A 23,971-nucleotide genomic window follows, 5' to 3' on the forward strand; every position below is an offset into this window, starting at 1 on the left:
CATATATGCCTTTCCTGCACTGCTGACAAAGATGAGATCCGAAGACAAATAAGTCCTTCAGACTCATCTCAATCTGAATCGGTTGCATGTGTTTTTGCTCCTTCCCAACCGATGATTGCTGTTTTTCGTGTCGTTCCCCACATGTACCCACCAATATGACCAGAGGATTGAATCACCCGATGACATGGAATGAGAAATGCAACAGGATTGCTCCCTATTGCAGTACCAACAGCACGACACGCCTTATTATTGCCAATGCCCTTGGCAATGGCGCTATACGTGGTCAATTCGCCCATAGGAATTTTAAGTAAACTTTCCCAAACCTTTAACTGAAATTCAGTTCCTTTCAAATGTAATTTAATTTCTGACAAGTTATTTGGGTTGAGTTGAAAAATACTCATGGCTTTTCTTTGTAATTCGTTTTCCTGCTGCACAAATTTTGCATTTGGAAACTGCGCCTGAAGCTGTGAAAAAGCGTCTTCATGGTTTTCAGTAAATGCCATATGACAAATACCTTTAGCCGTTGAAGCAATAATGATTAACCCAAATCGTGTTTCTGAAAAACTATAATGAATTTGTAATGATTCACCACCATTTTTATATTCAGCAGGTGACATCCCTTCTATCTGAATAAACAAATCATGCAACCGACTGATGCTAGACAAGCCTGTATCAAATGCAGCATCTAACACACTATTTTCTTTATTATTTTTTAAAATAGATTTGGCATGTTCTAAACTAATATATTGCAAAAACTTCTTTGGGCTAATCCCTGCCCACGCTGTAAAAACACGCTGAAAATGTGCCTGACTCAAATGAATATGCTCTGCTATTTCTGATAAGCTCGGCTGCTCTTTAAAATTTTGACTGATGTACTCAATCGCTTTAGCAACACGGATATAATTGGTATTTTCAGACATCATTTTTCTCTAAAGCATATAAACAACAATAAATTATCAAATATAGCCCTTTAAAAAAATCCGATTCTTGCTATAAAAAAGTTTATCCAATTTTAATATTGGCAAATTATTTTCATACCGCATGATTAAAGATGAGTCTGTGAAGTACCTCCCAACAAATAGATCATGGATTTCAGTTGCGAATAGATTCATTTCACATTCAAAATCATCCTTTTATGGACTCATAAACAATATGCTTCATGTTAAAAAACACTCAACGAATCATTTATTTAAGTCTTTTATTCACCCATTTAATTTATATTCAACCCTATTAAAATGCTTCGCTTACAATTCTTCCAAACAACCGTGCTCTGCTTTTAAATGAAAAAAAAGACATCCATGCCCAAAAAATGAGTAAAAATAATCTAATTTTTTATATAAAAACACAAGAAACCACAAACTCAATAAATTTTAAAATAAAAAAATAAAAACAATAGTTTAAATACAAATAAATCATACTAACATGCCCTAATATGTTTTGTTCCATTGTCTGTTTAAGCACATCAAAAACACTCCTTAACATGGACGAAAAAACAAAACCATAAGACAGCACAACTCATTTTAAATACAACAGCAACCTCCAACATGAATTTCACTCACTTTGTAGTGAGAAAAGATCATTTTTATTCATGTCATAATTCAGGTATAAATTACATTATTCAAGCAATTTAGATTTAATCTCAAAAATTAGGACGACATCACCATGAGTACAGAGTTTGCATGTTCAATCAAACGCATTCGTTTTGATGAAAACTATCAACCAGCAGATAGCACACGCTTAACAACGAACTTTGCTAACTTAGCGCGTGGTGAAAGCCGTGAGCAAAATCTACGCAATACGCTTCGAATGATTAATAATCGTTTCAATGCCTTAGCACAATCAGACAACCCAAATGGTGATCGCTATTCACTTGAAATTGATATTATTTCTGCTGATTTAGATATTGAAGGAAATGGTCAAACTTTCCCAATTATTGAAATGCTAAAAAGCACAATTATCGATCATCAGACCAATCAACGTATTGAAGGCATGATTGGAAACAGCTTCTCATCTTATGTACGTGACTATGATTTCAGCGTGGTGCTCAAAGAACATAATAAAGAGAACTCGGCTTCTTACGCACCTGAAGGTTTTGGTGATTTACATGGTAAGTTGTATCAATACCTAGTGAACTCAGAAACTTTTAAAGCTGAGTTTAATCAACAGCCTGTGATCTGCTTAAGCGTTTCAACGGCTCGAACTTATCATCGTACCACCAATGAACACCCGATTTTGGGTGTCGAGTATAAGCAAGATCAATACTCACGTACCGATGAATATTTCCATAAAATGGGCTTACAGGTTCGCTTCTTTATGCCAAAAGGCAGCGTTGCACCTTTAGCATTCTATTTTGCGGGTGATTTACTGCGTGATTACACCGATTTTGAATTGATCAGCGCGATCAGCACCATGGAAACCTTCCAAAAGATTTATCGCCCTGAAATTTACAATGCAAACTCATCGGCTGCACAAGTTTATCAAGCAAGTCTAGAGTACCCAGATTACTCATTAACACGAATTGTCTATGACCGAGTTGAACGTGGTCAACTTGCAGTTAAACAAGGCAAATGGACTGAAGAAAACTTTATTAAGCCATATCAAGACATTCTTGAACAATGGGCTGCCAACTACACTGTAGACAGTAACGCTGCGTAATTTACCTGAAATAGAACATAGAGATAGAAGATTTAAAATGGCAATTTTATTACCAACATCGACCGCTGGCAGCTTACCGAAACCGTCTTGGTTGGCAGAACCTGAAAAACTTTGGTCACCGTGGAAACTCGAAGGCGAGCAACTGCTTGAAGCCAAACAAGATGCTTTGCGTTTGTCATTGCAAGAACAGCAACATGCAGGCATTGATATTGTCAGTGACGGCGAACAAACTCGCCAACATTTTGTTACCACGTTTATTGAACATCTTGACGGTGTAGATTTTCAAAAGCGCGAAACGGTTCGCATCCGTAACCGTTATGATGCCAGTGTTCCATCTGTCGTAGGTGCAGTATCTCGTCAAAAGCCTGTGTTTGTTGAAGATGCTAAGTTTTTACGCAGCCAAACTACACAACCAATTAAATGGGCGCTCCCTGGCCCAATGACCATGATTGATACACTTTATGATGGTCATTACAAAAGCCGTGAAAAATTGGCTTGGGAATTTGCCAAAATTTTGAACCAAGAAGCGCTCGAATTAGAAGCTGCTGGTGTTGATATCATTCAGTTCGATGAACCTGCATTTAATGTGTTCTTTGATGAAGTGAATGACTGGGGTGTGGCAACATTAGAACGCGCACTTGAAGGCTTGAAGTGTGAAACTGCGGTACATATCTGCTATGGTTACGGCATTAAAGCCAATACTGATTGGAAAAAGACTTTAGGTTCAGAATGGCGTCAATACGAGGAAGCATTCCCTAAACTTCAACAATCTAAAATTGACATCGTTTCACTTGAGTGCCAAAACTCACGTGTGCCAATGGATCTGATTGAATTGATTCGTGGTAAAAAAGTCATGGTGGGTGCAATTGATGTGGCAACCAACACCATTGAAACAGCAGAAGAAGTGGCTGATACACTGCGTAAGGCACTTCAGTTTGTCGATGCAGATAAGCTTTATCCATCTACCAACTGTGGTATGGCACCTTTATCTCGTGAGGTTGCCAGAGGCAAACTTAATGCGTTAAGTGCAGGTGCGGAAATCATCCGTCAAGAACTCGCAACAAAGTAATCATGATGTTGTGATGTGCAAAGGGTTGCCGTGTTGAGTCTTCGGATAAACGGGTGGCCCTCACCTCATTCCACTCAAAACACATTCAGATGGTATTGTTAAATCTGAATAAAAAATACGGTTCAATTGAGGAACAAAGTGATGGTTGAAGCAACAGACTTTAGAAATGCAATGTCTTTATTAACAAGTGCAGTCAGTGTCGTGACCACAGCAGGTTTGTCTGGTCGTTATGGATTTACGGCATCTGCAGTGTGTAGCGTAACTGACACTCCCCCAACTTTGTTGGTTTGTATGAATAAAGGCTCTAGCTCACACGCTCATTTTGTAGACAATAAAATTTTAACCGTCAATGTGTTAAGTGCAGATCATGAGCATATTTCTAAAGCCTTTGCATCTAAGCTGAACCCAGAAGAACGCTTTAAACATGGGACATGGACAGAACTTGAAACGGGTGCGCCTGTTTTAAATGATGCTTTAGTGAATTTTGATTGTGAGATTGATCAAATTCAAGAAGTCGGTACGCACACGATTTTTATGTGCCATATTGTCGCGATTCAACAAAGTCAGCAAGAGCAGAGTTTGGTGTATTTTAATCGGGCTTATCATCAAGTGGGGCAAACAGAAGTTGCTTAAACAGGTTGGCTTTTTGATTTTGTCGCATTTAAAATTTGAGTGTGAACATTAAAAGCTTTTATCTCAGAAAACAAAACCATGCTTATTTCTAGGTATAAATACCTTCATCTGGCCATTGAAGCAACCTACATAATTTTATAAATAAGTCGAGTTCTCAAACATTTTTAGAAAAAAATTATCAACAATACAGAACAATTTGGTACTATTGAACAGAAGAACTAGCGTTGTGAGTTTCATATGATAATTCACCAGATGGTTCTAGATCTTATATTTTTCAAATCAACCTCATCCTTAAAAATTATTATAATTTATATCAATGTATTATATAAATTTAAATATTATATCGCTTTATTTGAATCAATATATTTTTTACATCGTATGTGAATAAATAAGAGTATTACTTGTGAAAATTGAATTTATTATTAGATGTATTTATGCACTTTGTCTTATAGGTGCGGGGTTCAACCACTTGCAAACCATTTTGATACATGGTTTGTTTTGGGACTACAATCATGCACCTTTATTTACCTGTATCTATTATTTATCGATCCTCTTGCAGCACTCTTTCTATTTTATAGGCCTCGCATTGGTTTAGCCCTAACTTTTCTAATTATATTTAGTGACGTCATTCATAACACTTGGATTACATTGAAATTTGATCTAAATTTACTCAACTATATGTATGTTTCTCAATTTTCATTTCTGCTTTTTGTTTTATGCACAATCCGGTTTCCATGGACGACTCATAAAATTAGAACATCCATTCATTTAATCAATAAATCTAAAAATGAAAATTTAAATAGTTAAGCTCTAATATTTGATTGATCACTTTGTTAAGTTTTTCAGAAAATTATTAGCTAATTTCTTTCATTAAATGAAAACATATCTAAGTTTTAGGTACAAATGATCAGAGTTTTTACGGCGATTGCTGATAGCAGACTTAATCTTGCTATCTGTAAAACTTACAACAGTTCTAGCCATGTTAATAGTACATTTTTGAGTGTTGTTTTGATGTACTGCTAAATATACCACTAAAAAAGTGGATTATAGTAGTACAACGTGAAACAATGTTAAGAGAAATAATGCTGTGTTTATAATGATTTGAGGTTATTTTGGTACATGTTAAAACATGTAAGTGGTGCGCTCAGCGCGCACAGGAAATATGAAATAAAATATTGATTAATAAATAAATTTATAATTAAAAAATAAAATTACCGCAATAATTACCGTAATAGAATTTTTATATTAACGGTATGAAACAAGTAATTCAAAGTTATATTTTTGCCATAAACTCAATATAATCTAGATTTTACATAATTTATTTTGATTTGGAACGCACTGCGTTCCATATTTCAAAAATGAACACTACTACGCGTAGCAGAAGCCAGTCTAAAAAAAGGAATTGAAGGTACTTACAATCTGCATGGCTATGAAGAGGAATGTGCAATATGGTTACAAAAATGGCCTGATTATATGGATGGTTTGATATAGGCAAACTAAGCATCTTTAACCAGATCAAATCTGACAGATACTAAGCGTATCTGTCAGATTTGAGCTAGTACAACTTAGAGAGCTTACTTTAATTTGGAACTCAATGCGTTCCGAATTATACAGATCAACAGATCTCGTTTAGATTATATCTCATATCTCTTTGCCGATTGTGTATAGAGCCACATAAGGATCCATCATAATTCCACTTTCACTTTGGACAATTATTTATAGACAAGATCAGGATCATCGACTTTAGGCACCATTCCTTTCAAGAACTCTAAAAACTGGTGAATATAGATATCTTTTCCTGATAGCTTCGACCATACAAGATAACAACCATCACCAGTAGAAATGGCTGTCTTGAACGGGAGTGACCCTAAACACTATCAGAGGATTGATCCGTTAAAAAAACAGGTGGTTTATCCGATACTTAATTTTAAAGTAAGTCCTTACAGATTTTTTTACTGAGCGACCAACGTAAGTATATGATCTTTTATGATTCTAGCTGTAACTGTGACCTTTTTATTAAGTTTTAGCTCTTGAACCTCAAAAGTCATGGAAATAACATGGTTCCTATTGATTGAAGTGGATAGCTTAATATTTTCAAAATTTATGCCATGTTTAATTTGTTTTGAAAATGCCTTAAAAATACTTTCCTTTGCTGAAAAAATTAATGTTGCAGCTACCTCCCTGTTAATTCCATGAACCATCAATGAATTGAGTTCGTTGCATGTAAATACCTTCCTTTCTACAGCAAAGCTAACAGCTCTTGTCATAGTAGGCTCAATATCAACACCTAAATAATGAACTTCTTTTGAAGTAGTAACTGCACATATTGCCATTATATGGCTATGAGATAATGTTCCAATCAAATTATCTGGAAAAATTGGCTGTTTACGTAAGCCTACAACCACTTGATCAAAACATAATTTTCTATCTATTGCAGTTAAGGCTAACTTAGCTGCATATCGTCCAGCCAAAAACTCACTCTGCCTAACAAATAAAGAAGAAATCAAATTAACTGGACGATCAATTGCAAGCTCGTCAAAAAGACTTTCATCAAAAGATTGGTAATCGAACTCACATAATGCCAAATACAATTCAGTATAGGGATCAAATAATATCTTGTGAGATTTTATAAATCGATTAGGGAGTTCCAAACGAGTAAATACATTAATAAATCGATTTAGCACAGTTTAAGCTCAGATGATTGAGGCAAATCAACAAGGGCAGTAATCTCAATACCCTTATTCTTGAAAAAATTATTGACTAAGGCTAACCATAGCTTTAACCAATTTAGAGATTCCTTGAGAGATGTCTTTCAGGTTAGCTGTATCATCCATATATGCTGGTGTAGTAACTAATAAGTTACCCGTATCTACGACACAATCATTTGTTTCACATACTTTATGGATTGCTCCTGTTTTTTCGATTTCTGCAGCAGTATCAGCATGACTGCCGATCGTTAGAACGGGCTTTAGTTCACCGAAGGTAAGTGCTAGTAAAGCTGGTGAAATGCAAATTGCACCAATTGGTTTATTACTTTCATTAAAATCTTTCAAAATAGACTTAATTGTTGGATCAACCTCACTCACTGATCCTTGAAATGCAAACTTAGATAAATTCTTGGCAACGCCGAATCCACCCGGTATTACAAGCCCATCAAATTTAGTTGAATCAAGTTCAGTAATTGGGCTGATCTTACCACGAGCAATACGCCCAGCTTCTTCAAGTACATTTCTGGTCAAGGTTTCGTCAGGCATTTGTGCAACATGATTCACTACATGATGCTGCTGTATATCAGGTGCAAAGATATTGTATTCAATACCTTCATTGTCCAATGCTAATAGTGTTAAGACCGACTCTCTAATTTCTGAACCATCTAAATAACCACAACCAGATAAAATAACAGCTACCTTGTTCATTTTTTTCCTTAAAATAGTTGATGCGTTTATCAATACATCATATCCTCACCTAAAAAGGTTAAATACATCAAAAAACGTCAGGAATTATCTCTAATCGATCATTTTAGTTTTACGGATTTCTCTTGGTGTCATACCAAATAAGAGCTTAAACTGATCAGTAAATCTTGACTGTGATTGATAACCACATTTTTCAGCTATATTCCCAATTTGCAATTGGGTAGTTTGAAGTAAATGAAGTCCATATCCTAAACGTGCCCTATTTCTAATATCTTGTAATGTATTTCCTTCGTTTTTGAGTTTACGCCGTAAAGTAGACATACTCATAAATAAGTTAGAAGCGATTAACTCAACAGACCAATCAAAGGAAATATCTTCCAAAATCATAGATTGAACCTTTTCACTCACGTTGGGAGACTTAATGATATTGCAAACATCAGAATATCCAGAGTAATAAATAATCTCTAAAATCTCTCTTTTCCTACGCTTCATTACATGAGAGGGAGCAAACGAACAAAACTCCATATATTGTGAAAGGGTATTGGCAAGCAGTTCATTGATTTCACCTTGAAAATATTTTTTCGAAGGCAACGAATTTTTAGGCAATTCTGAAAAATCATCATGATCAAAATCAATTAGCACTGCAAAATATTCTTCTTGAATAGGAATATTACGCATATCAATTCTTGGGCTGTTTGATAGAAATACAAAACTTCCAGACTGACATTCCACCAAATCAGTATTACCCAATTGTTTTGTACCGTTTAATATAAAAATAAGTAAGGGTTTTAGAATAGGAACATTATTTATCTTCTGTTCTTTATATGATGAATAAACAGAAAATGGGAGCTGGGTATTATCTTGAATTTCATTTTTAGCAATATTAATCAAGTTATTCATTATACAATTATTACTTTTTTCAATTACTTATAATCTAATTTTACTCGATATATCATTAAATTTAAAGGTCAAAACTATATACTTTATACTAATAAAAAGTGCCCTTACATTTAAGTAAGGGCACTTAGTCCAACAACAGAATGCTAATTTTTTAATCAGATCCAAATATTTATTGGTACTGGGTATCTAAAGTCATTTGTGTTTTCTGCAATGGTTTTGTTTTTAACAAAGCTTTGTCAATTATGGCAATTACTTCGTTTAAATCATTTGTTTCCATTATTTCTTGCATTGAAATTGAGACCTTATTACCCAGTGTGGAAAATTCAGATTCCAAAGCACTAACAAATTGCACAATTCCAAGGGAAGCCAATCCATTGTCATTTAAGCTTAGGGTTTTGTCTGCATCAAAACCTGAAATTCTGGAGGCAATCTTTAAAACAACATCAGCAGTATCAACATGTTGTTGATTCACGTGGTCTTTATTATTCCCAATATTCTTAACAAAATTAACAATACAAGCTGTACCATTTCGAAGATAGATATCTGCTGGTTGAATCAACTTTGCAAAAAGCACAACCAAACCAACAACATAAAAATATTCATACCATTCAACAGGTACAGGCTCTGGGCTGAACCAATAAAAACTTTTACGATTTTCCCACCAATTCCACCAATCACCACGAGTTGCTGCGTAATACCATTGACCAACCATTTGATGAAATAGAAAACAAGCATAAGCAGTTGGTGCTAGAACTTGAGATAAAGGACTTGATTTTAAAATCCTTGCTGTGACACCTTTGCCAGTACTTAAAGCAAAAATCCAAAGTACGGTTAGTGGTGCGAATGACCGACTATAGATTTCATCCCAAATACGATTAGTGATAGAAGGATCTGCATAACTATTTGCAGCTTCAGGTCGCATAAAGTATGCATCGACTGGCACTTGATTCATAGTAGGATCAAAATGTGTATAGCCTTGAGCAATATGAGCGATACTTACACAGAGGATAATTAAAGTAATCGCATCTGCAACATACCCCCAGATATAAGAATACTTTTGTTCGGTTGGTCTAATTGCATCATATAAAAATGCGGCACCGATTCCGACTAAGAAATAGATCATCCAGAACGGTGCAAATAAATAAAACCCTAATCCTATTGCATTATCTTTTCCTGCCAATGCAATTTGAGACACAGTGGGAATAATAGTACGTAAACCAGTTATTGGATCAAAATGCCCAAAGCCAACAAAATCAACTGCAAATCCGAACCAGAATCCGAACCAGAATCCGAACAAGATTACAGCATTAACCACCAAACCAACCCCAATATACGTGAGGATTTTATTTACATTTCCTCTATGCTTGTACATTGCATTATAAATGATTGGGAATACAACAAGGCATTGGAAATACATTGAAATAAACCACAAATAGAATCCAATAAACCAGCTTGCTCCCCATAAAGGCGTTGCTTGCAACCCAGTCACATGAATAACAAATGAAGAAATTACATTCCAAAACCAAGAGCCTTCTATCCAAGGAGTACCTTGACAGAAGGATTTCCCAGCTTCATGGGTGAATGGTCCCCAACTGAAAGTTGGAATAAATGTTGACAGATTGCAACTGACAAATAAGTTTGTCATAGCAAAAACCATTGCTAAAAAATAAAGTGGGTACATAACAACTACCCTTGACTTCACAAAAGCAAATTTTTTCGAAATATACGAAGGCATTAGTACAGCTAACGAAAATCCAGCCAAAATAAAGAAGCTATTTACGTGCCACTGAAACTGACGAAGATTATTGAATGCTTCCCAAGAATTATTTGCCCCAATGTGCATAAACATTACATAACATGCCAGTATAAATCTAAAACCAGCAATAGTGTCCCAATCTACATCTGGTTTATCTTTGTGATTAACCTTAGCCACACTAGTAGAATTTGATACTTCTTTTTGTTTTTCGCTCTTTACGCCTGTTCCACTATTTTTTTCATTATTATTTGAAGCTAAATCAGTTATACCAAACACATCTGCCATAACATTACGCTTGTATTTCTTACTACTCGTCATCGGCAAATCATTTTTATCAACGACACGCCAAACTGTTGGAATTTTGTGTGGAGATACCCCTCGTGTATGGAGGAATTTCCGAAGTTCTTTAACCCACTGCGCCTGTTTCTCCATGGAAAATTCAGGATCACTTGAAACAATAGCACACCCAACTTCCTCGCCATACAGCTCAGATGGAACAGGGAAGCATATTGCGATGTCAACACTTGAATGACATGCTAGATGTCCCTCAATTTCAACTGGAGCAATTTGCTCTCCCCCTCTTTTAATTAACTCTTTCAAACGCCCTTCTAAACTTAAATTACCAGATGCATCTAATTGCCCTAAGTCTCCAGTTAAAAACCATGTGCGAATGTCACTTGTATTAGGGATTGGCATTACAAATCTGGATTTGCTATTTGCTTCAGGATTATCCTTGTAACCTGAAAAAACGGTCTGACCTGAAATTGCAACCTCCCCAGCCTCACCGTAAGGTAATGGAGAAAGGGTTTGTGGATCTACAATTGCCATCGAAGCTACTAAAGGCACACCAACCGAGCTAGGCTTAATATCCCAACTAATTTCATTTTGTGCCGGCTGAGATATAGGCATTAACTCAGACATGCTATAGGTTGGCAATACTGGGCAATCATAAGTTTTTATTAATGCTTGTCGATCGTCTTCATTAAGTGCTGCTGCCCCCGACCTGATAAGTCTTAAATTATGCTCACTCCAAGTTCCATCATCATTCAAATATTTTTCTTTATTGGCGTGAACATAACGCAATGTAGATAACTGAATGGTTGGTACAGCAGAATACCAAGTTGGTTTAGGATTTGAATTGACCAATGCTTCAGCCATTAACTGAGGATTGTATGTACCATCACATGTGATTGCTGCACCAACTGATAAACTCGCCAAAATTGATGCTGAAATTCCCCCAATATGATCTAAAGGCATCACACTGTAAGTTACATCAAACTCATTAATTCCAATACTATCCGCTAAAATTGCTCCATTGATAACTAGATCCATTTGTTTAAGTGGAACAACTTTAGGCGTAGATGTAGTCCCTGATGTTCTCAGTAGAAGTATATTGTCATTAGCATTTGAGATTGGTTTTAGAAATGTCGAATAATCGCTTAGCGATTCTTCAAACATAAATAATCCCGGCTTATTCTTCGATAATGGCTTTACATGATGAAGTTTCTTATCGTTATTATTGCGATACTTTTCACAAGCATTGATTACATTCTTAGCAATTACCCCATCAAAAATTATAATGTGATCAACTTTAAGTTGTTGAAGTGCTTCTAATGTTTCTGATTCAGTCAAGGAAGAAGACAGTGGTACTGCACATGCCTGAGAAGCAACAGTAAGAAATGCAGCGGCGCTTTCTGCTGTACCACCAGATGGTGCTAGATATGCAACAATCTGTCCTGTGACAACCCCGATTCTTCGTAAGTCCCCCTCACCACCAGAACTGATAAATTTAAGCATATCCCCATAGGTTGTGCATATTTCACTATTTTGCTCTCTAGCATTTCTAAACAAAGGGGCTTCTGGGCTTCTTCGTTCTAATAGCTCCGAAATTGTCTTTGCTAGAGCCTGAGTTCTTATTGATACATTAGCAACTTGATAGTCAGAATCGATTTTTATCGAGCTTAAGCTACATGAAGGCTTAATAGTAGCTTCTAATGAACAGTCTTCTCTTGAATTACCATTAATTGTGTTTTTTATTGCTTCTTTAACTGTAACAGGTACATCACTTGTAATTTCGTGCTCACTATCTAAATAATAAATTTGAGTTTTAGGATTTATAGCTTGAACTGCAATTAATTCAGACCATGGTTTTAAACCATCAAATTTCCCCATCAAATGAATATTATTATTTGTATGTGTTTTTTCGGTATTCTCTGGTAGCCCAGCAAGTCTTCTAATATCATTTAATGGATATGCACCACCAGCACAGGCATATACAGCAGTATTAAAAAGACTCATAGAAGCAAACTCTTGCTTCCATTTAGAACCCATGTGTTTTTTTAGTGCAGCTAAAAGAATAGGATCATGTTGTAAATTATTTACTAAATTGACTATATAAGCCCCCTGACTAAATCCGTAAATCGCATCAAAAGGTCCACTTTTCTCAATAGCAATTAGAATTACTTCTAGTGCTCGGCAAATAATTTGTAGTACTGCCTGATCACTGAGTTGATCTAATTCATATTTAGGAGGAAGCCACGAATACCAAGGTCCAGTAATTAAATCTACAACGTTTTTCAAGCTTTCATCAGGGATGATTGACTTGGATCGTTCCATTTAAACAGGTCAGCTCGTAATATTTTTCATTAATATCCAAGTTCTGAAGCTGTAGTTGGGTGATCGCTTTATTACTACCATTGCCATGTAGTGCTAAAATTTTGGGGTGTCTCATCGATAATTCGACTTCATGCGTTGACATGTTTTTTCCTTTGAACAAGAAACATGTATTTCTTCAATATCATTCAATAGACTTGAAGCTACATTTTCAAAGTAGCCCCAAGAAATAGTATTTGCTTAACGTTTATATAGTGCTTCGATAGTACTTGAACCCAATGAATGAGCTTTAACCATATAACCTGTTAATGCAGCAGATGCACCTGCTGGTAATTCAAGTTTTTGATCAAGTGCATATACGGTAAATTGGTAACGATGCACACCATGATCTTTCGGTGGACAAGCCCCACCGAACCCTTTTTGACCATAATCATTAGTTACATTAATCACATCTTTATAACTAAGCTTTCCATCACCTGAAGGAATTGAATTAACATCAACAGGAATGTTTACAACTTGCCAATGCCACCAACCACTTCCAGTAGGAGCATCAGGATCATAAGCAAACACTGCGAATGCTTTAGTTCCACTTGGTGCACCACTCCAAGATAATTGAGGTGACTTATTTCCACCTGTACAACCAAAACCATTAAATTCAAAATTAGAACTCATGAAACTACCATGAGAAATATCACTACTTGATAATTTAAATTCTTGGGCATGGCTATAACCAGCAGTTAGTCCAATTAGAGGAAATAAGATTTTTAAAAGTGATTTATACATCAGATTCTCAATGTTTAAAAAAGCACGGTATCTTAATTTTTTTATTACAGATAAAATCTCTTCAAACCATCATTATTTCGCCTGAAAAGCTCAGTTTTTAAATTAATTTTTTGTTATAAAACTTGGACTAGCATTTGAATACAAATTTATAGGCTTTTTTCATTGGTCCTTTTTATTTATCCCTATAGAAGAAAACTAAAGAGAATATGAGCAATTATGAAAGAAAAATATTATTACTATCTATATCTAAAGCTTTAACATCTGCACGATACTTACTTCCCAAATATTTTTTCTATTTCTGCATTTTTTAGTAAGGGCAATTGTGTATAACAATATCCACTATTACAACGATCACAAGCCCACTTTAGTACAAACCTAATTCCCTGATTTATCCATTTTGCTATTAATTTTTTAGCCGTATTATGCTCTAATGTCTCTGGCGTATATTCCAATCCACATGCTGGGGCGGGGCAAAAGAATTTTGCATGCTTATTCTCTGCTTTAACTTGTAATGCTTCAATAATTTTAATCAGTTGATTACTTTCATTGAGTGCATACGTCCAAGTTATTTTTTCTTTTTTATAGACCATAACATCACATAGTAGATTAATTATTTCTTAAGTAGATTACTATAAAAATATTTAAAATGATCATATTTTTCAACTTTTAAATATAGCGAAAATATAAATCTATTTCATAACTTGAGCTGAGCAAAGATCCTTTGAACTGAATCTGCAAAATGAGAATAGGCTTGCTCCCATGTTACCTTCTCATCTCCAAATACCATTGGAGTCACAAAATTATTAAATCTTTCCTTATATAAAGGATTTTGACCTAACTCATCTAAGCCAAATAATAGTTCCACCACTGGTTCTTCACCCATTAACGTGTATTGACGACCATAACGCTGAATATCCATTTTTATAACTTTTGCTGCTAGATCAGCTAAATAAACAAAATTTTGTGATCCCCATGAGTAATTTTAAAGTAGTCATAAATATGGCGAACCAAAGATTCATCATCTACTCTTTCGGCATTTCTAGCGAAGGCTGCTGTGCGCCGTAAAATCGCAATTAGTTTTTCAATACTTGTACTTGCAATAGTGACACAGGGAAAGCTATCAACAATGCATCCTTGCTGCGTTAAATCATAAACAAATGAAGTAATGTTTCTCTTCTCAAAAGGTTCAAGTAAATTTGTTTCTACTAGCTCTAGCTTAATAAATGGTCGCAAGCAAGGTGACTGATTAAAAGTTTGAGGATATCGAATTAATAACTCAATATAACGATATTCATCATTAACTATTGGCTTACCTTCTATCATGAAAACATTAGACTTTGATATTTCTTCTTGTATTTGCTGAAATAACTGCTTTCGTACAACTTTACTTTGAGATCGACTTAATACAATTTCTGATTTAGGTACGATTTTGATATCGACATCTTCAGACATGCGATTCAATTGAATACTTGCTTTAGCTAAAGATGTACCGCCTGCAAAGACCAAATCATGACTATCGAATTTTAAAGGTTGTAGTATCTTTAGCAATTCAACAACATAATAGTCTTTTTCAACGATAGATGTTGCGCCAATACCAAGAGCATCAGCGACATCCGTAAACAAATTTTTTATATCAGACATTAATTTGGCTACGACCAACAGATAGCTGGCGTGTAAAGCGACGTGGCGTTTTTATCTGAGTAAATGCAGGAATTTGAGTAGATTCACCTGACAAATATTTTGCTGTAGCTTCACCTAATGTAATTTTTATATTTAGCCGATTCAAGGCTTCCAAAATCACAGCATCTGCACCTTCTGGACAGGCTGGCATTACTTTTCCAGTAATCTGATTTTTTCTTGCTTTTGTATAGATGCCATAGCCAACTTTGAGCAACTCACCTTCTTGAACCAAGTTTCGTAGAACCCTTCCAATTTGGTCATAGTCTGCAATATCTTTAAAGTCATCACGTATAAAAACATAGTGCTTCGAGCGTTTGATACGCATCTGCATTTTTGCTTTGATCGTCATCATACCCTCCTGACACTGATTATTAGCATATTTAAGGTAGCAAAAATACGACATTTTGTCGACCAAAAGTTAGTTTTTTACAGGTAGCTACATACTCTTATTAACTTGAACAGATAGTCTCATATTACTTGGGCACTCTTAAATTACTAGGGCGTGTCCTCATTTGGCTTTGCACCAAATCAACATACAAGCAATGTAAACCATAGACTGATAATTTCGTGCAAGCTTATCAAATCGGGTCGCTATCGCTCGGAAATGTTTTAATCTCGCAAAGGCATTTTCAACTAAATGCCTTAAGCGATATAAATATTTATCAAATTCTTTGTTTTCTCTCTTACTATTTGATTTCATTGGGATGATTGGCACCATATTTTGCTTTCTTGCCAGTATTCTGATTTTTTCTGAATCATAGCCTTTATCGGCAATCAGGTAATCTACTTGACCAATCTCACAAATCAACTGCTCTGCAACTTGGCTGTCATGGATTTCACCTCCAGTGATTTTAAAATCAATCGGGAATCCATTCACATCGGCTGCAAGATGGATTTTTGTGGTTCTTCCACCTCTAGACAGCCCAATTGCTCGCTTGGAACCACGCCGAGCTCCACTTGCATGCTGATGCGCGCGTATGTAGCTTCCGTCAATGAATACCCATTCTTGATCCAATATGCCTCGTAGTTTAAAAAAAATTTATCCCACAAGCCCTTACATGCCCAACGATTAAAGCGATTATATGCTGTTTTCCAAGGACAAAATTCTTCAGGAATATCACGCCATGTCGCACCTGTACGTAATTTCCATAAGATGGCTTCCATGATATTTCTACTGTTCTTTGAACAATAACAACCATGAGACTGCAGAGTAGATTGAATCTGTTGCCAAATATCATCGGTGAGTAGAGTGCGTGCCCTTGAAAAATATACAAATATAAAGAGGTTAAATAACTCTTTTAAACCTTTAAAACCAATTTTTCAAATGAGGACACGCCCTAGTTCTATGCCTAGGTCTTAATTGTGAGTGTCCGTTTTAATTGGGGGTTAATACAATTGCAGCTTTAAGTTGCTTATCGGTTAGATTTATAACAATTTTTGCCATGATTTGCGGTAACCAAATTGATTGATTTACAACTTACCGCATTTATTACCGCTAAAAATTACGGTAATCAACGGAATTAGTCGGACACTATGGGATAGTATTATGGACTAAAACCTTTTATTTACAATACTTACAGGACTTTATTGGACGGGGTAGAACAAGAAGATGGTGCGCTCAGCGGGACTCGAACCCACGCCACAGGCTTCGGAGACCTGTACTCTATCCAGTTGAGCTATGAGCGCATGCGCTGCAATCATAACAAAAAAAAATATAAGGTAAAGCCTTAAATTAGCTTACCTCCTGTTTTATGCTCATCCTTTAAACAACTTACAAATAAATGAAACAGAGAATTCCACCATCATTGCTTGGTTTCTACGCAAAGATCACTCACAATATATGGGATTTTAATTTTTGCGAGAACGATATGACGCATGCTTTGGTGCTCAAAGACGTATCTAAAATTTATAAAAATGGCTTTCAGGCATTAAAAGGAATTAACCTCTGTGTACCAGAAGGTGAATTCTATGCTTTATTAGGGCCAAATGGCGCTGGCAAATCAACCACCATCAGCATTATCAGCTCATTAATCAAAAAAACAGCGGGTACTGTTGAAATTTTTGGGCATAGTTTAGATACAAACCCATCTTTAGCCAAACAACAGCTCGGTATTGTCCCGCAAGAATTCAACTTCGGTCATTTTGAAAAGATTTTTGACATTTTAGTGACCCAAGCAGGTTATTACGGCATCCCGAAAAAAGTTGCCGAACAACGCGCCGAATATTATCTTGAAAAACTTGGTTTATGGTCTAAACGTCATGTCCAAGCACGAATGCTTTCAGGCGGAATGAAACGTCGTTTAATGATTGCCCGTGCCATGATGCACGAGCCCAAATTATTGATTTTAGATGAACCCACTGCGGGCGTAGATATCGAATTACGTCGCTCGATGTGGGACTTTCTGATCGAGATGAATCAAAAAGGCACAACCATCATCTTAACCACGCATTATTTAGAAGAAGCTGAAACGCTGTGTCGTCAAATTGCCATTATCGATCATGGAGTGATTAAAGAAGACACCAGCATGAAAGCATTTCTCGGTCAGCTTAACGAAGAGTCTTTCATTTTTGACTTGGCAGAGCCAATTGAGCCAATTCAGCTCGATTTAATCGGTATCCAACTTCATCTCATTGACCCGATGACACTTCAAGTCACCATGGATAAAGCACACAGCCTCAATGAAATTTTTCAACTTTTCGAATCTTTGGGAATTCAAATACAAAGTATGCGCAATAAAACCAATCGCCTTGAAGAACTTTTTGTCAGAATGGTTGAAAAAAATTTACAAGGAGAAAGTGCATGAATTTCCAACAATTACAAACTGCACTTTGGACACTGGTTCATAAAGAAATTCGTCGTTTTCTTCGAATTTGGCCACAGACGCTTCTTCCACCTGCCATTACCATGACCTTATATTTTGTGATTTTTGGCAACTTGGTTGGTTCTCGCATCGGACAAATGGGTGGCTTTAGTTACATTCAATTTATTGTTCCGGGCTTGGTGATGATGTCGGTGATTACCAACAGCTATGCCAACGTCTGTTCAAGTTTTTTCAGTGCCAAGTTTCAACGCAGCATTGAAGAATTAATTATGAGTCCTATCCCACTCAGCCTGATATTATGGGGCTATGTGATTGGTGGGGTCTGTCGTGGCGTTCTCGTCGGCTTTATTGTGACACTTGTGAGCCTGTTTTTTACCGACCTTCACTTATATAATCTATTTGTGACAATCTACACGGTCATTATTACCAGTTTATTATTTTCAATTGCTGGTTTTATTAATGCCTTTTATGCGCGTTCATTTGATGATATTTCAATTGTCCCAACCTTTGTGCTGACTCCACTTACCTATTTAGGTGGTGTATTCTATGCCATTAGCGCATTAAGTCCTTTCTGGCAAAAATTATCGCTGATTAATCCGATTGTATATATGGTCAATGCCTTCCGTTATGGCATTTTGGGTCATAGCGATATTAATGTCACAATCTCCCTAATTGTAATGAGTTTATTCTGTGCCGTATTTTATGGTTTTGCATACTATTTATTGGCACGTGGTTCAGGAATCCGTGAATGAGTGTAGAAAAATCTTTATTGGGTAAAGACACTTCTTATCCAACCCAATATCAACCTGATATTTTATTTCCAATTGAACGTGCGCCTTCGCGCACGGCATATCAGGATGTTGCTGGTATTTATCAGGGTAAAGACTGGTGGCATGTGTTTGAACTGTCTTGGTTGAACGCAAATGGCTTGCCTCAAGTTGCCATTGGGCGTTTAACATTGCCTGCACAGTCACCTTATCTCATCGAGTCTAAATCGTTAAAACTGTATTTTAATAGTTTAAATTTCACTCGTTTTGAGTCGAATGAAAAATTGGTTGAAACGGTTGAAAAAGATCTCTCCAATGCAGCGCAAGCAACTGTCCAGTTAGAACTTATTGATGCCAATCATCTTGCCGTTTCCGAACCGCAAGGCATTTCTTTAGATCAACAAATCCCAGAGCGACTTTCAGAACATCCTGATGCAACTTTGTTGAAACATGATGCAGATGGCCAGATCATTGAGACACAATATTTCTCGAACTTGCTCAGAAGTAATTGCCCTGTTACTGGACAGCCAGACTGGGGCACGATTTTTATTCGTTATCGTGGTCAAAAACCGTGTTTAGACAGTTTATTGGCCTATATTATTTCGTATCGACAACATAATGGTTTTCATGAACAATGTGTTGAACAAATCTTTGCGGATATCTGGCAAAACTTACAACCAGAAAAACTCATGGTTTATGCTGCATATACCCGTCGTGGTGGTTTAGATATCAACCCTTGCCGTGTATCACATGCAGACTGGATGCCAGAGCAACCTGTCCGTTTGGCACGACAATAATTGAATTAAAGGAATGATTTATGGCTTTTTTTGGTTTTATCCCTTCTGAAAATTTATTCAATAATATTCAGACCTCTATAGCCAAAAAAAATTCTAAAGATGTGCTGTATCCACTACGTGACGAAATCGCACTACAAGTCAATGAAGAAATTATTGATGCAATTTTAACGCATGTGGTTCAGCACTTCCCTCAAAGTGAGAAAAAAGAAACGGCTGAAAAGTTGGCACACTTTGTGAAATCGAGCGTGGCGGTCTTACTCAAACAACTGTTAAGTAAGGCATCAAATGATGTTGTGAAACAGTCCATTGCATTTTCTGAGAAAAGCTTATTTAAAGATCCTCAAGGACAATTACGCATGGGGGAAAGTCTAGATCCAAGATTAGTGACCAACCTCAAACATTATTATGCACAGATTCATGCTGGTGAAAAAATTAATATTCAGGCTTTTGCCGAGAACTATAAGGTTTTTGCTGAAACAACAGTCAACCATTATATGCACGATTTTAATCACACGCTTGACCTTGGCATGATTAAGCGTAAAGCTTCTGATATTGGCTGTGCAGCTGTCATCAAAGCCGTACATATTGCGATTGATAAAATCTTTCCGCATCTAACCAAAGATGAGTTAAAAGTCTTGGCTTCACACCATGATCGTTTATTCTTTCAATAGCTTAGGTATTGTTCAGTTTTCATAGATCTATACTACATACGATGACGTGGTACAGGATTTTTGAGGTATTTTAAGGTAAGAACGATAAAATTTAGCATGTCTAAACGGAACGTTATTTACAAAGAAATATTTAAAAACAGCCTATTTCCAATGGCGTATGAATGAAATATCAACGGTCATAAAAGACACTATCGAAAACCTAGCTCAAAGCTAGGTTTTTTATTGTAAAACATAGATAATACATTACCTTGTAGTGACATTATGTTAGCATTGATATGCTGATAATCACTTGCTTTTCTTGTTATGTCACCAAGTCCCCAATATAAATTTTTACGCCAAGCTCCACGTGATGGACTAAGCACAGCCATGCAACCTTCAAAATGGCAGCGACTCCATGTCGATCCATGGCTTTGTTCATTTTTAATTTTAAATGCCATGCTCGGCTTGGTCGTACTATATAGTGCATCAGCACAAGACATGGGAATGGTCACAAAACAAGCCATCAGTTTTGGGATTGGCTTTACCGTCATGGTTGCAATTGCCCAAGTCCCACCCAAAGTGTTCCAGTCTTTCTCACCTTATTTTTATCTATTTGGCGTCGTCTGCTTGGTTGGGGTAAAGCTTTTCGGTGAAATCCGCATGGGCGCACAGCGCTGGTTAGATATCCCAGGTATCGGCAGCGTACAACCCAGCGAATTCATGAAACTCGGGATGCCCATGATGACTGCATGGTTCCTGACTCGCCAACCGCTTCCACCAAGTTTTAAAACTGTCATTATTACACTAGCACTAATTGTAGTCCCATTTATTTTAATTGCAGAACAACCAGACTTGGGAACATCCCTTTTAGTTCTTGGAAGTGGCATTTTCGTGCTGTTTTTAAGTGGGCTTTCCTGGAAACTTATTTTTGCCGCACTGGCGGGTGCAGGTGTCTTTATCCCAATCGCGTGGGAATTTTTGCTCCATGACTATCAACGCCAACGCGTATTAACGCTCATAAACCCAGAAGCTGATGCACTTGGAACAGGTTGGAATATTATCCAGTCAAAAACAGCCATTGGTTCAGGTGGTTTTTCAGGAAAAGGTTTTTTACAAGGAACCCAGTCACATCTACACTTTCTGCCCGAAGGCCACACAGACTTTATTATTGCCGCTTATTCTGAAGAATTTGGACTCATTGGCGTTATTATTTTAGTCGTCTTATATTTTGCAATTATCTGTAGAACCTTTCAAATCGGGATGCAATCCTTTCATAATTATGGGCGCTTGCTTGCAAGTGCTTATGGTTTGTCATTTTTTGTATATGTCTTTGTCAATGCTGGGATGGTCAGTGGTATTTTACCTGTTGTCGGCGTTCCACTACCCTTTATGAGTTATGGTGGCACAGCTATTATTACATTAATGACAGCCTTTGGCATTGTTATGTCGATTCATACCCATCGCTAATCGGATTTTAATTATGTGGCAAAAAAAATTAAATAAAATTTGCTCAATTTTGGCACTCAGCGCAAGTGCTTTACTTACTACTTCTTTTTGTCAGGCAAATGAATTTATCAATGCACCAAACTATGAAAATTTTAAGCTCAAGACCATGCAACGCTATGGCCTAACGGCTGAACAGATTGATCAAGCCATGCTTGGTGCACGCAATAGACCCAATATTTTACAAATTATGCAGCGTCCGGGTGAAAGTAAACCTTGGTATTCTTATCGTGAAATGTTCTTAACTGATGGAACCATCCAACGCGGTGTGAATTTCAGAAACCAATATGCCGATGCGCTCAATCGCGCTGAGCAGCAGTTTGGCGTACCTCAAGCCATTATTTTAGGCATTTTAGGTGTAGAAACAGGATTTGGTGGAAATCGTGGCAATATCATGACACGAGATGCCCTAGCAACCCTTGCATTTAACTATCCACGTCGTGCTGACTATTTTGCTGATGAACTCGGTGCACTCATTGCATGGACATATAAAGAAGGTTATCCGATTACGTCAATCGTGGGCTCTTATGCGGGTGCTGTTGGTTATCCTCAATTTATGCCAAGTAACATCACTAAATATGGCGTTGATTATGATAACAATGGTCATATTGACCTCAGAAACTCTCCTGTCGATGCAATCGGCTCAATTGCCAACTATCTTTCTCAGCAAGGTTGGCAACGCAATCGACCTGTTGGTTTCTTAGCAAGATATACAGGTGCGTCACCAGAAAGTGTTATTGCAAAAGATCTGACTCAACCAACACCTTATGCCGTACTCAAACAACAAGGTGTTTCACCACTAAATCCACTTGTACAAATAGATGAATTTGACCCTGTAAATGTCATTCAATTGCAAGATTATAATGGTCCAATTTACTATATTACCTATCCTAATTTTCAGGTCATTACCACCTACAATAAAAGCCGTATGTATGCGACAGCAGTGTGGTTACTTGGTACAGAAATCATGGAAAGATAAACAAATTTTAAACCCAATTTAAATAGTCAAGTTTTTTATGACCACTTTAGACCAAATAACAGGCAAAATTCATACATAGTTACAATTAAGTATATTTTTTAACCGATTTTATGTCTGTTTTTGACCTTTTTGTAACTATTTGCCAATAAAGACTAGACACCCTTGGGGTGACATGAATATTATCCTATCCGTCAAATGCAGTTGAACAAGTCAATTATTGGACAGCTTTACTTATTTTTCAGTAATTTATATTGAATAAAAGTAAATGTCTTAGGAGATTATTCATGCACTACCCCTTAAAAACACTGCTGGCAATTACACTTGGTTTGTCATTGTCGCAGGCGAAAGCAGATATGATGCCATCCTCATCATTTAATAATGATAGTGATAGTGCTAATCTTGCTGCTCGCGTTATTAATAAAGATGCTACTCAAAGTAACCGTCTTTCAACCTTAAATGGTCTTTCTATTACTGAGCGTTCGGGTGATAAAATTCGTCGCCAAACTTTGGCTGCTAAAGTTGCAGTTCCAGAAGATGAACCTTCCGTAATCGATAGATTAAACACCGTTGCTTCAAACACCGTGCGTCGTTTCAGCCAAACAGGCATTGCCTCTTGGTATGGTCGTCAATTTCATGGTCGTAAAACAGCAAGTGGTGACACTTATGACATGAATGCATTAACTGCAGCTCATCGTAGCTTACCGTTAAACTGCTATATTCGTGTAACCAACAAAGACAACGGGCGTAGCGTTGTTGTTAAAGTAAATGATCGTGGACCTTTCCACGGCAACCGTGTTCTTGATTTATCCTTCGCTGCTGCGAAACAAATTGGCCTCACCAATTCTGGTACAGCCAAAGTTAGCATTGAGCGTGTAGACGGACCTAATTCTTAATCAGAATACTCCTATGCTCCAACTGCATTTGATTCCTCCAAGCCACAGAAAGTGGCTT

Annotated in this window: 22 protein-coding genes, 1 tRNA gene and 2 pseudogenes; 11 read left to right on the plus strand and 14 right to left on the minus strand. The window is 36.7% G+C overall.

Features of this window, described 5'->3' with window-relative positions; all coding sequences use genetic code 11:
- Nucleotides 1-68: 68 nt before the first annotated feature.
- Nucleotides 69-923 carry a methylated-DNA--[protein]-cysteine S-methyltransferase gene (locus tag ABDV70_RS01905; RefSeq protein WP_343594982.1) on the minus strand — a complete coding sequence of 285 codons (855 nt, stop codon included), beginning with the start codon at nt 921-923 and terminating at the stop codon, nt 69-71.
- A 739-nt stretch (nt 924-1,662) separates the two neighbouring features.
- Here ABDV70_RS01905 and ABDV70_RS01910 point away from each other — a divergent pair.
- From ABDV70_RS01910 to ABDV70_RS01920, 3 genes are all read left to right on the plus strand, one after another.
- Nucleotides 1,663-2,655 carry a DUF1852 domain-containing protein gene (locus tag ABDV70_RS01910; RefSeq protein WP_343594984.1) on the plus strand — a complete coding sequence of 331 codons (993 nt, stop codon included), beginning with the start codon at nt 1,663-1,665 and terminating at the stop codon, nt 2,653-2,655.
- Between the two features lie 37 nt (nt 2,656-2,692).
- On the plus strand, nt 2,693-3,724 hold the full coding sequence (locus ABDV70_RS01915; RefSeq protein WP_343594986.1) for a methionine synthase: 1,032 nt from the start codon (nt 2,693-2,695) through the stop codon (nt 3,722-3,724).
- 141 nt (nt 3,725-3,865) lie between these two features.
- The gene (locus tag ABDV70_RS01920) at nt 3,866-4,357 is read left to right on the plus strand and encodes a flavin reductase (protein ID WP_343594988.1); all 492 of its coding nucleotides are present in this window, start codon (nt 3,866-3,868) and stop codon (nt 4,355-4,357) included.
- A gap of 141 nt (nt 4,358-4,498) precedes the next feature.
- Here the strand turns inward: ABDV70_RS01920 and ABDV70_RS01925 are convergent.
- Nucleotides 4,499-4,606: pseudogene (locus tag ABDV70_RS01925) on the minus strand (IS982 family transposase); the annotation flags it as partial.
- Nucleotides 4,607-4,760: 154 nt separating this feature from the next.
- On the opposite strand from ABDV70_RS01925, the pseudogene ABDV70_RS01930 reads away from it, so the two are divergent.
- A pseudogene (locus ABDV70_RS01930) lies at nt 4,761-5,164 on the plus strand (hypothetical protein).
- Nucleotides 5,165-6,309: 1,145 nt separating this feature from the next.
- Here the strand turns inward: ABDV70_RS01930 and ABDV70_RS01935 are convergent.
- The 12 genes from ABDV70_RS01935 to ABDV70_RS01990 form a co-directional block, all read right to left on the minus strand.
- Entirely contained in the window at nt 6,310-7,008 is a 699-nt protein-coding gene (locus ABDV70_RS01935; protein WP_343594990.1) for a 4'-phosphopantetheinyl transferase superfamily protein, read from the minus strand.
- A 102-nt stretch (nt 7,009-7,110) separates the two neighbouring features.
- Nucleotides 7,111-7,773 carry an isoprenoid biosynthesis glyoxalase ElbB gene (elbB, locus tag ABDV70_RS01940; protein WP_343594991.1) on the minus strand — a complete coding sequence of 221 codons (663 nt, stop codon included), beginning with the start codon at nt 7,771-7,773 and terminating at the stop codon, nt 7,111-7,113.
- Between the two features lie 90 nt (nt 7,774-7,863).
- Nucleotides 7,864-8,670, minus strand: coding sequence for an AraC family transcriptional regulator (locus ABDV70_RS01945; RefSeq protein WP_343594992.1), 807 nt, complete (start codon nt 8,668-8,670; stop codon nt 7,864-7,866).
- Nucleotides 8,671-8,839: 169 nt separating this feature from the next.
- On the minus strand, nt 8,840-13,042 hold the full coding sequence (locus ABDV70_RS01950) for an AMP-binding protein (RefSeq protein ID WP_343594994.1): 4,203 nt from the start codon (nt 13,040-13,042) through the stop codon (nt 8,840-8,842).
- Complete coding sequence (locus ABDV70_RS01955) at nt 13,014-13,184, minus strand: hypothetical protein (protein ID WP_343594996.1); 171 nt, start codon at nt 13,182-13,184, stop codon at nt 13,014-13,016. Before ABDV70_RS01955 ends, ABDV70_RS01950 begins: the two co-directional genes overlap by 29 nt.
- Before the next feature lie 95 nt (nt 13,185-13,279).
- Nucleotides 13,280-13,822 carry a YbhB/YbcL family Raf kinase inhibitor-like protein gene (locus ABDV70_RS01960; RefSeq protein ID WP_343594998.1) on the minus strand — a complete coding sequence of 181 codons (543 nt, stop codon included), beginning with the start codon at nt 13,820-13,822 and terminating at the stop codon, nt 13,280-13,282.
- Between the two features lie 272 nt (nt 13,823-14,094).
- Nucleotides 14,095-14,412 (minus strand): hypothetical protein, encoded by a 318-nt coding sequence (locus tag ABDV70_RS01965; RefSeq protein WP_343595000.1) that lies wholly within the window; start codon nt 14,410-14,412, stop codon nt 14,095-14,097.
- 104 nt (nt 14,413-14,516) lie between these two features.
- Nucleotides 14,517-14,741, minus strand: coding sequence for a hypothetical protein (locus ABDV70_RS01970; RefSeq protein WP_343595001.1), 225 nt, complete (start codon nt 14,739-14,741; stop codon nt 14,517-14,519).
- A 26-nt stretch (nt 14,742-14,767) separates the two neighbouring features.
- Nucleotides 14,768-15,463 carry a nucleotidyl transferase AbiEii/AbiGii toxin family protein gene (locus ABDV70_RS01975; protein ID WP_343595002.1) on the minus strand — a complete coding sequence of 232 codons (696 nt, stop codon included), beginning with the start codon at nt 15,461-15,463 and terminating at the stop codon, nt 14,768-14,770.
- Entirely contained in the window at nt 15,456-15,854 is a 399-nt protein-coding gene (locus ABDV70_RS01980) for a DUF6088 family protein (protein WP_343595003.1), read from the minus strand. The genes ABDV70_RS01975 and ABDV70_RS01980 overlap by 8 nt, the downstream gene beginning before the upstream one ends.
- Before the next feature lie 156 nt (nt 15,855-16,010).
- A protein-coding gene (locus ABDV70_RS01985; RefSeq protein WP_343595462.1) for an IS5 family transposase occupies nt 16,011-16,780 on the minus strand; the annotation gives its coding sequence in 2 pieces (ribosomal slippage) (nt 16,011-16,534 and nt 16,534-16,780; 771 coding nt in all).
- A gap of 332 nt (nt 16,781-17,112) precedes the next feature.
- Nucleotides 17,113-17,188: transfer RNA gene (locus ABDV70_RS01990), tRNA-Arg, on the minus strand.
- A gap of 182 nt (nt 17,189-17,370) precedes the next feature.
- On the opposite strand from ABDV70_RS01990, the gene ABDV70_RS01995 reads away from it, so the two are divergent.
- The 7 genes from ABDV70_RS01995 (at nt 17,371) to ABDV70_RS02025 (ending at nt 23,913) form a co-directional block, all read left to right on the plus strand.
- Nucleotides 17,371-18,306: an ABC transporter ATP-binding protein gene (locus tag ABDV70_RS01995; protein WP_343595004.1), complete on the plus strand. Its 936-nt coding sequence runs from the start codon at nt 17,371-17,373 to the stop codon at nt 18,304-18,306.
- The gene (locus tag ABDV70_RS02000; RefSeq protein ID WP_343595005.1) at nt 18,303-19,076 is read left to right on the plus strand and encodes an ABC transporter permease; all 774 of its coding nucleotides are present in this window, start codon (nt 18,303-18,305) and stop codon (nt 19,074-19,076) included. The genes ABDV70_RS01995 and ABDV70_RS02000 overlap by 4 nt, the downstream gene beginning before the upstream one ends.
- Nucleotides 19,073-19,888 carry an NADPH-dependent 7-cyano-7-deazaguanine reductase QueF gene (gene queF, locus ABDV70_RS02005; RefSeq protein WP_343595007.1) on the plus strand — a complete coding sequence of 272 codons (816 nt, stop codon included), beginning with the start codon at nt 19,073-19,075 and terminating at the stop codon, nt 19,886-19,888. Before ABDV70_RS02000 ends, queF begins: the two co-directional genes overlap by 4 nt.
- Nucleotides 19,889-19,908: 20 nt before the next feature.
- Nucleotides 19,909-20,559 (plus strand): hypothetical protein, encoded by a 651-nt coding sequence (locus tag ABDV70_RS02010; RefSeq protein ID WP_343595008.1) that lies wholly within the window; start codon nt 19,909-19,911, stop codon nt 20,557-20,559.
- 303 nt (nt 20,560-20,862) lie between these two features.
- Nucleotides 20,863-22,005, plus strand: coding sequence for a rod shape-determining protein RodA (gene rodA, locus ABDV70_RS02015; protein WP_343595009.1), 1,143 nt, complete (start codon nt 20,863-20,865; stop codon nt 22,003-22,005).
- Between the two features lie 13 nt (nt 22,006-22,018).
- Nucleotides 22,019-23,020, plus strand: coding sequence for a lytic murein transglycosylase B (gene mltB, locus ABDV70_RS02020; protein WP_343595010.1), 1,002 nt, complete (start codon nt 22,019-22,021; stop codon nt 23,018-23,020).
- 284 nt (nt 23,021-23,304) lie between these two features.
- Nucleotides 23,305-23,913: a septal ring lytic transglycosylase RlpA family protein gene (locus ABDV70_RS02025; RefSeq protein WP_343595011.1), complete on the plus strand. Its 609-nt coding sequence runs from the start codon at nt 23,305-23,307 to the stop codon at nt 23,911-23,913.
- Nucleotides 23,914-23,971 lie beyond the last annotated feature (58 nt).

Origin of the sequence: Acinetobacter sp., from assembly GCF_039596015.1 — a bacterium.
GTDB lineage: Bacteria > Pseudomonadota > Gammaproteobacteria > Pseudomonadales > Moraxellaceae > Acinetobacter.

What these genes read in the sequence shown, in the direction of transcription:
- ABDV70_RS01915 (WP_343594986.1), top strand. Translation starts at nt 2,693, where the DNA reads ATGGCAATTTTATTACCAACATCGACCGCTGGCAGCTTACCGAAACCG.
- queF (WP_343595007.1), top strand. Translation starts at nt 19,073, where the DNA reads ATGAGTGTAGAAAAATCTTTATTGGGTAAAGACACTTCTTATCCAACC.
- ABDV70_RS01920 (WP_343594988.1), top strand. Translation starts at nt 3,866, where the DNA reads ATGGTTGAAGCAACAGACTTTAGAAATGCAATGTCTTTATTAACAAGT.
- ABDV70_RS01950 (WP_343594994.1), bottom strand. Translation starts at nt 13,042, where the DNA reads ATGGAACGATCCAAGTCAATCATCCCTGATGAAAGCTTGAAAAACGTT.
- ABDV70_RS01955 (WP_343594996.1), bottom strand. Translation starts at nt 13,184, where the DNA reads ATGTCAACGCATGAAGTCGAATTATCGATGAGACACCCCAAAATTTTA.
- ABDV70_RS01965 (WP_343595000.1), bottom strand. Translation starts at nt 14,412, where the DNA reads ATGGTCTATAAAAAAGAAAAAATAACTTGGACGTATGCACTCAATGAA.
- ABDV70_RS02000 (WP_343595005.1), top strand. Translation starts at nt 18,303, where the DNA reads ATGAATTTCCAACAATTACAAACTGCACTTTGGACACTGGTTCATAAA.
- ABDV70_RS01910 (WP_343594984.1), top strand. Translation starts at nt 1,663, where the DNA reads ATGAGTACAGAGTTTGCATGTTCAATCAAACGCATTCGTTTTGATGAA.
- ABDV70_RS01905 (WP_343594982.1), bottom strand. Translation starts at nt 923, where the DNA reads ATGATGTCTGAAAATACCAATTATATCCGTGTTGCTAAAGCGATTGAG.
- ABDV70_RS01960 (WP_343594998.1), bottom strand. Translation starts at nt 13,822, where the DNA reads ATGTATAAATCACTTTTAAAAATCTTATTTCCTCTAATTGGACTAACT.
- ABDV70_RS02010 (WP_343595008.1), top strand. Translation starts at nt 19,909, where the DNA reads ATGGCTTTTTTTGGTTTTATCCCTTCTGAAAATTTATTCAATAATATT.
- mltB (WP_343595010.1), top strand. Translation starts at nt 22,019, where the DNA reads ATGTGGCAAAAAAAATTAAATAAAATTTGCTCAATTTTGGCACTCAGC.
- ABDV70_RS02025 (WP_343595011.1), top strand. Translation starts at nt 23,305, where the DNA reads ATGCACTACCCCTTAAAAACACTGCTGGCAATTACACTTGGTTTGTCA.
- ABDV70_RS01975 (WP_343595002.1), bottom strand. Translation starts at nt 15,463, where the DNA reads ATGTCTGATATAAAAAATTTGTTTACGGATGTCGCTGATGCTCTTGGT.
- ABDV70_RS01945 (WP_343594992.1), bottom strand. Translation starts at nt 8,670, where the DNA reads ATGAATAACTTGATTAATATTGCTAAAAATGAAATTCAAGATAATACC.
- ABDV70_RS01970 (WP_343595001.1), bottom strand. Translation starts at nt 14,741, where the DNA reads ATGGATATTCAGCGTTATGGTCGTCAATACACGTTAATGGGTGAAGAA.
- ABDV70_RS01980 (WP_343595003.1), bottom strand. Translation starts at nt 15,854, where the DNA reads ATGATGACGATCAAAGCAAAAATGCAGATGCGTATCAAACGCTCGAAG.
- rodA (WP_343595009.1), top strand. Translation starts at nt 20,863, where the DNA reads ATGTCACCAAGTCCCCAATATAAATTTTTACGCCAAGCTCCACGTGAT.
- elbB (WP_343594991.1), bottom strand. Translation starts at nt 7,773, where the DNA reads ATGAACAAGGTAGCTGTTATTTTATCTGGTTGTGGTTATTTAGATGGT.
- ABDV70_RS01995 (WP_343595004.1), top strand. Translation starts at nt 17,371, where the DNA reads ATGACGCATGCTTTGGTGCTCAAAGACGTATCTAAAATTTATAAAAAT.